Source organism: Borreliella japonica (genome assembly GCF_900099615.1).
Taxonomy (GTDB): domain Bacteria; phylum Spirochaetota; class Spirochaetia; order Borreliales; family Borreliaceae; genus Borreliella; species Borreliella japonica.
In genome coordinates, this window is record NZ_FMTE01000019.1 from 1 (window position 1) to 4512 (window position 4512).

The following is a 4512-nucleotide window of genomic DNA, read 5'->3' on the forward strand; positions in this document are numbered from 1 at the left end:
AAAATTTTTCTAGAATTCCCCTAAAAACGGGGTTATTCTTATCATTTACTTTTACGAAAATGTCTTCGTTTCTGAAGAATAAGAAATTCAAAAATTCTTCTGATAGGCCGCTTACACTAAAGCTAAAACTGCTTGCTGCCGTTTTTAGGCTTGGGTCTACTATTTTTTCTTCTAATACAATGCTTGAAATATCTACAAAAGGGGTAAGTTCAAAAATTTGACCCTCGTCCGTGTAGAATACAATGTCAAGCCCCAAAGAAGTACAATCTTCTGTTGTATCTTCTTTGGCACTTGATATTTCTGCAGTTTCGTTGCCTTTTTCAACTTCTTGACTTAAATCAGCGATTTCTGAATTTTCGTCAGCAATTTCCGGACTTTTCAAATTAATTTCTTGAACTACATCCACTTGATCTTGCAATTTACCGCACCTTACCTTCTGCTATATTTTTTGTAGCAATCGAATACAATCGGTTCAGTTTTTTCTATGTACCTTTTGTAGTATGCAATTCTCTTTTTTAGCATATTGGTATCATCGGGTTCATTTTCATCGTCAACCATAGGCTCAAAATTTTCAAAAATGGGAAACTTTTCACCAGCATAGTACTTGTTAGCATAGGCTTTTACAGACAAAAGCCAAACATTCAAAGAAGTTGCGTATCTAAAAAGTTCCGCCTCATCAGAAATTAGACTTGAAATATCTTCTTTATGTATTAATGCTGGTTTTTTAGGAAGCGATGGTATTGATTCACAAGAAAGTAGTAGTAAGAGTATCCAAAATATTCCTAAAAAATTAATTTTTGTTTTTAATTTTTGCATTGCTGTCTCCTTATACTTGATTTTCCAAATCTTTTAGCATTTTGCTTGTAACTTGGTCTCGAAGCTTTATGAGTTTTCTGTATTCGCAAAAGCTACCTCCAGAATTTCTGTAAGCTTCGGAAGCTTGTATTGAAAGCTCAATGGTTTCTTTTAGGCGCTTGTCAATTAGCTCAACAGCGGCTTTGTCCTCATTGTTTTTTTCGATTTTGTCTTTCAAAAAAAAGACCAATCTTAAAAGTGAGCTTGTGAAGGCCATTCCTTCGTTTACTATATCTAATTTTTCTCTACCAAAAGAGCTTTCAAACCCTTTGAGTAGTGCATTTTTTACGTCCACTGCGTCTAGCAGCTCATGAATATTTTTTACTGCGTTCATTACGCTACCTCCAAATTATTTCTAAATTTTGCGCTGTAAAATTCTAATCTATTCTTTACGCGCTTTACTATTTCTTTGTTTTGAATTTTGAAAACCCTTAGCGAGTCTATGTAACCGCTAGAAACGGCCTTAGAATTGCCAAGTGAATCCCAAATTACGGTTTTTTTGTCGTTTGCTACAATTACAAAATGGTAAAAACTAGAACTTTCGTCTTTGTACTTTGCAATCAAAATATCCGATTCTAAAGGCACGTAAGAGCTCGGATAATGTTTTTCATCAAAGTAAATATCCTCGTCAATGCCCAAGTTTGCAAATATTGCATTTGGAGAATTAACAAAAGCATTGTCACCCCTTAGGCAACCTTTACTTACAAGGCCTTTGAAAAGTAAATCAATCTCAAAGCAATCAAAACATTTTTCCACACCGTTTTTGATTTCTTTTACTACAAGGCCAACAAACAAAATGCAAAGAAAATAACATCCAAATTTTGAGATAATTTCATTTTGTTCTTTGAACCTCATTTGCAACGGCACTGCAAGTCTGTGAATTTCGACTTCTGTGAAAGTCACTTTTTCTAAGTTTTTGTAGTGCTGTGTACTTTCCAATAATTCTGATTTGTACTTTTTTAGAAAATATTCTTTCAAAAGATTGTAAAAAAAATTGTAAATTCCTAAAAACATTTTGTTATTCATTTAATTTTTCCAATTTCATTAATCTTAGTTGTTCTTGTAAAATTTCTTGTGCTTTAATTCTTTCTTTTGTGCAAATATTTCTAATTTCTTGTGCTAAGTTTTCTTTGTTTACGGTATTGATGAAATCTGTGGTTCTTTTTAGTTCTTCTTTTACTGAATTTTTCATTTCTTCGAATTCAGTTTTGATTTTGTCGTTGTAGTAATTTTCTAGTTCTTTGAAAATTTCGGCTTTAACCATTTTGTAGTAATTTTCCAGTTCTTTGAAAACTTCAGCCTTGACCTTAGCGGCTTGAATTTTGATATCCGACAAAAGTCCTTTGAAAGCGTATGTGCCCAGTCCAGAGATTGATATTATTAGCATGGCTATGATACTGCTTACAATATTTACTTTCTTTAGTTTTGCCATATACCCTCCATCAGATTTCAATTTTTTACAAAAAAAAGTCATACTTCACCCATTTTGCACGCGTGTACAAAATAAATAAAATATGACTTAGCTAATTCAGACTGTTAAGTCCAAATTATCTAATAGTGCTTTCGCAGTATTAGATACTGTATAATCTACAGCGTTTTTGTCAAAAATCAAAAAAATTTTTTCTTTTTTTTGGTTTCAAAAATCACAATTTGTTGTATAATATTTTCGTGAGAGGATTTTTCATAAAATTACCTCCCCATAGGTTTTGATTTTATAGAGGAGTAAAGAAAAAGAAAAGTCTAGTTGCAAGTGCTACCAGACTTTTACCCTTTCATCACTAGTGATGAAGCGGTTTTCATAAAGTATTTATGAAAAACATTTTAATAAAAAAAGCTAATTTGGACAATTCTAAATTCACTTTTCAAAACTTACTTATTAAGTTGGTGGAGAACAACAACAAAAAGACTTGTACGGGCACTGTAAAAGTGTCCTATGTTGAGTCTTTGATCAAAAAAATTTGTGTAACCCCATACAAAAGAATGCTGAAAGTCTACTGGGCAATCAGTGTAAAAAATAAAAACTACAAAAAATCTTTTGGGGTTGAGCGTTATTCGGCTTGCGACATTTACAGAATTGTTGCAAAACTTCTTGAAAAAGATTCAAAAAAAGCCGTTTGCAAACGCACCGTACAGCGCGACATTAAGATTCTTAACGATCTTGGTCTAATTCAGACCGTGATTAGAAAATTTGGTAAAGACAAAACCGGACATGGAAGTGTTGCACATTATATTCAGAACATGCAATTTGTAGCCTACCACAAAGAAATAATTTGGGAATATTTCGTATCGTTACTTGAAGAAAAACTTGCAAACAAAAAAATAGTAGGCGACTTCGACTGGAACATTCAAAATGCGGTGTTCAAAGTTTCTAAATTTCAAAATATCCAAAACAAATTTCAAAATCATACTAAGAATACCACATCCTTTAGGTTTGTTGATAACAAAGTTTCACATAAAAATTCCTTTGGGATTTTTGAACAACCATGCGACATTAGCTTACTTGCTCAACACACCAAATGTCGTCTCAATACTATGTCGCCTCAAGTGGTGCCGCCTGTTATTAATAAAGCTATTATAAGCAATATTAAGTATAAGAATTCAAAGAATTCTAATATTAATTCAAAAATTCTAAAAAACAATCTTGATCCTGAAAAAAATAATGTCGAGGACAGACTTATTCAAAGAGACATCCCAAAAGATTTCCTTTACAGAGTAAAAGATCTTAGTAACAATGAAACAACTTACAAAAACGCTCTTAATAATTTGGAAACAGTTCTTGATGAGCTTCCAAATGCTAAAGTAAAGTATATTCTTGAGCATTTCTTAGCACAATTTTCCGAATATCGGTATAAAGTTTGGATGATGATGAAGCGTAATGATGGAGTTAGCAGTGATTATGATCTGATTTGGAAAGATCGATTCAATGAATTTGTAAGTAAAAAGGTTCATAATATCGATTATGTGAAAAAAGTTCTAGAAATGGAAGCTAGAGAGAGAGAAAATCGTAGTAGAGAGCGCTTAGAGAGATCGAATAATAACCAAGTTCAGTCTGGTGAACAAATATCAGATTCGGTGAATCAACAGCAATATAATGTAAATAGGGGCGCGCCGCCGCAGCTTCAGCAGTCGCAGCAGCTGCCTCATAGAAGAATTTACGAAAGAGAAAATACAAAAGGCATTGTTAAGGATTCTTCGGGGTTCAAGTCTCTCAAAGGCCTTACACTTGATAGTTTGGGAATTAGTAAAAAAGTAATTTGAGCCTATTTGGCTTTAGGAGGTAAAATGAAAATAAGAATGAAACATTTAGTAAGAAGACTTTACTTGAGAAGGGACAAAATTTGGCATGTTTACATGGGCACGGAAATTCAAAACAAAGCTAAGGACAAATCCATTACCAATTTTCCCCATTTGAAACCAGAAGATTTGGACTACGAGTACGTTTATAAGTTCTTGGATGAGTGGATTCAGAAGAAATACAACTCCAAAATGGGATTTACTATTGAGAAGGTAGATGGTCTTGAATATATTTGTAAGGCAAAAAGATATGCTAGTCTTAAGAAGATATTAGCCAAAATTTTCAAAGATTACAAGGAGATATTTCTTGGTAGGTTGCAGAAGGCTTCTGGTGTTGCGGCAGTTTCCGGATCGGGAGGTAAG

6 protein-coding genes and 1 pseudogene are annotated in these 4512 nt (G+C 33.1%); 2 read left to right on the forward strand and 5 right to left on the reverse strand.

The annotated features are described in order from the left end of the window. The 5 genes and pseudogenes from BLO14_RS05555 to BLO14_RS05575 form a co-directional block, all read right to left on the reverse strand. A pseudogene (locus BLO14_RS05555) lies at positions 1-367 on the reverse strand (right-handed parallel beta-helix repeat-containing protein); the annotation flags it as partial. Between the two features lie 62 nt (positions 368-429). After that, positions 430-816 (reverse strand): BBA14 family lipoprotein, encoded by a 387-nt coding sequence (locus tag BLO14_RS05560; protein WP_091973881.1) that lies wholly within the window; start codon positions 814-816, stop codon positions 430-432. A 10-nt stretch (positions 817-826) separates the two neighbouring features. After that, positions 827-1189, reverse strand: coding sequence for a hypothetical protein (locus tag BLO14_RS05565; RefSeq protein WP_091973884.1), 363 nt, complete (start codon positions 1187-1189; stop codon positions 827-829). After that, positions 1189-1881, reverse strand: a complete 693-nt coding sequence (locus tag BLO14_RS05570; protein ID WP_091973887.1) for a DUF261 family protein — start codon at positions 1879-1881, stop codon at positions 1189-1191. The genes BLO14_RS05565 and BLO14_RS05570 overlap by 1 nt, the downstream gene beginning before the upstream one ends. After that, positions 1874-2287, reverse strand: coding sequence for a hypothetical protein (locus tag BLO14_RS05575; RefSeq protein WP_091973895.1), 414 nt, complete (start codon positions 2285-2287; stop codon positions 1874-1876). Before BLO14_RS05575 ends, BLO14_RS05570 begins: the two co-directional genes overlap by 8 nt. A 377-nt stretch (positions 2288-2664) precedes the next feature. On the opposite strand from BLO14_RS05575, the gene BLO14_RS05580 reads away from it, so the two are divergent. Continuing rightward, complete coding sequence (locus BLO14_RS05580) at positions 2665-4113, forward strand: plasmid maintenance protein (RefSeq protein WP_091973890.1); 1449 nt, start codon at positions 2665-2667, stop codon at positions 4111-4113. 24 nt (positions 4114-4137) lie between these two features. Further along, positions 4138-4512 (forward strand): hypothetical protein (locus BLO14_RS05585; RefSeq protein WP_091973893.1); only part of this gene is annotated, 375 nt, incomplete at its 3' end.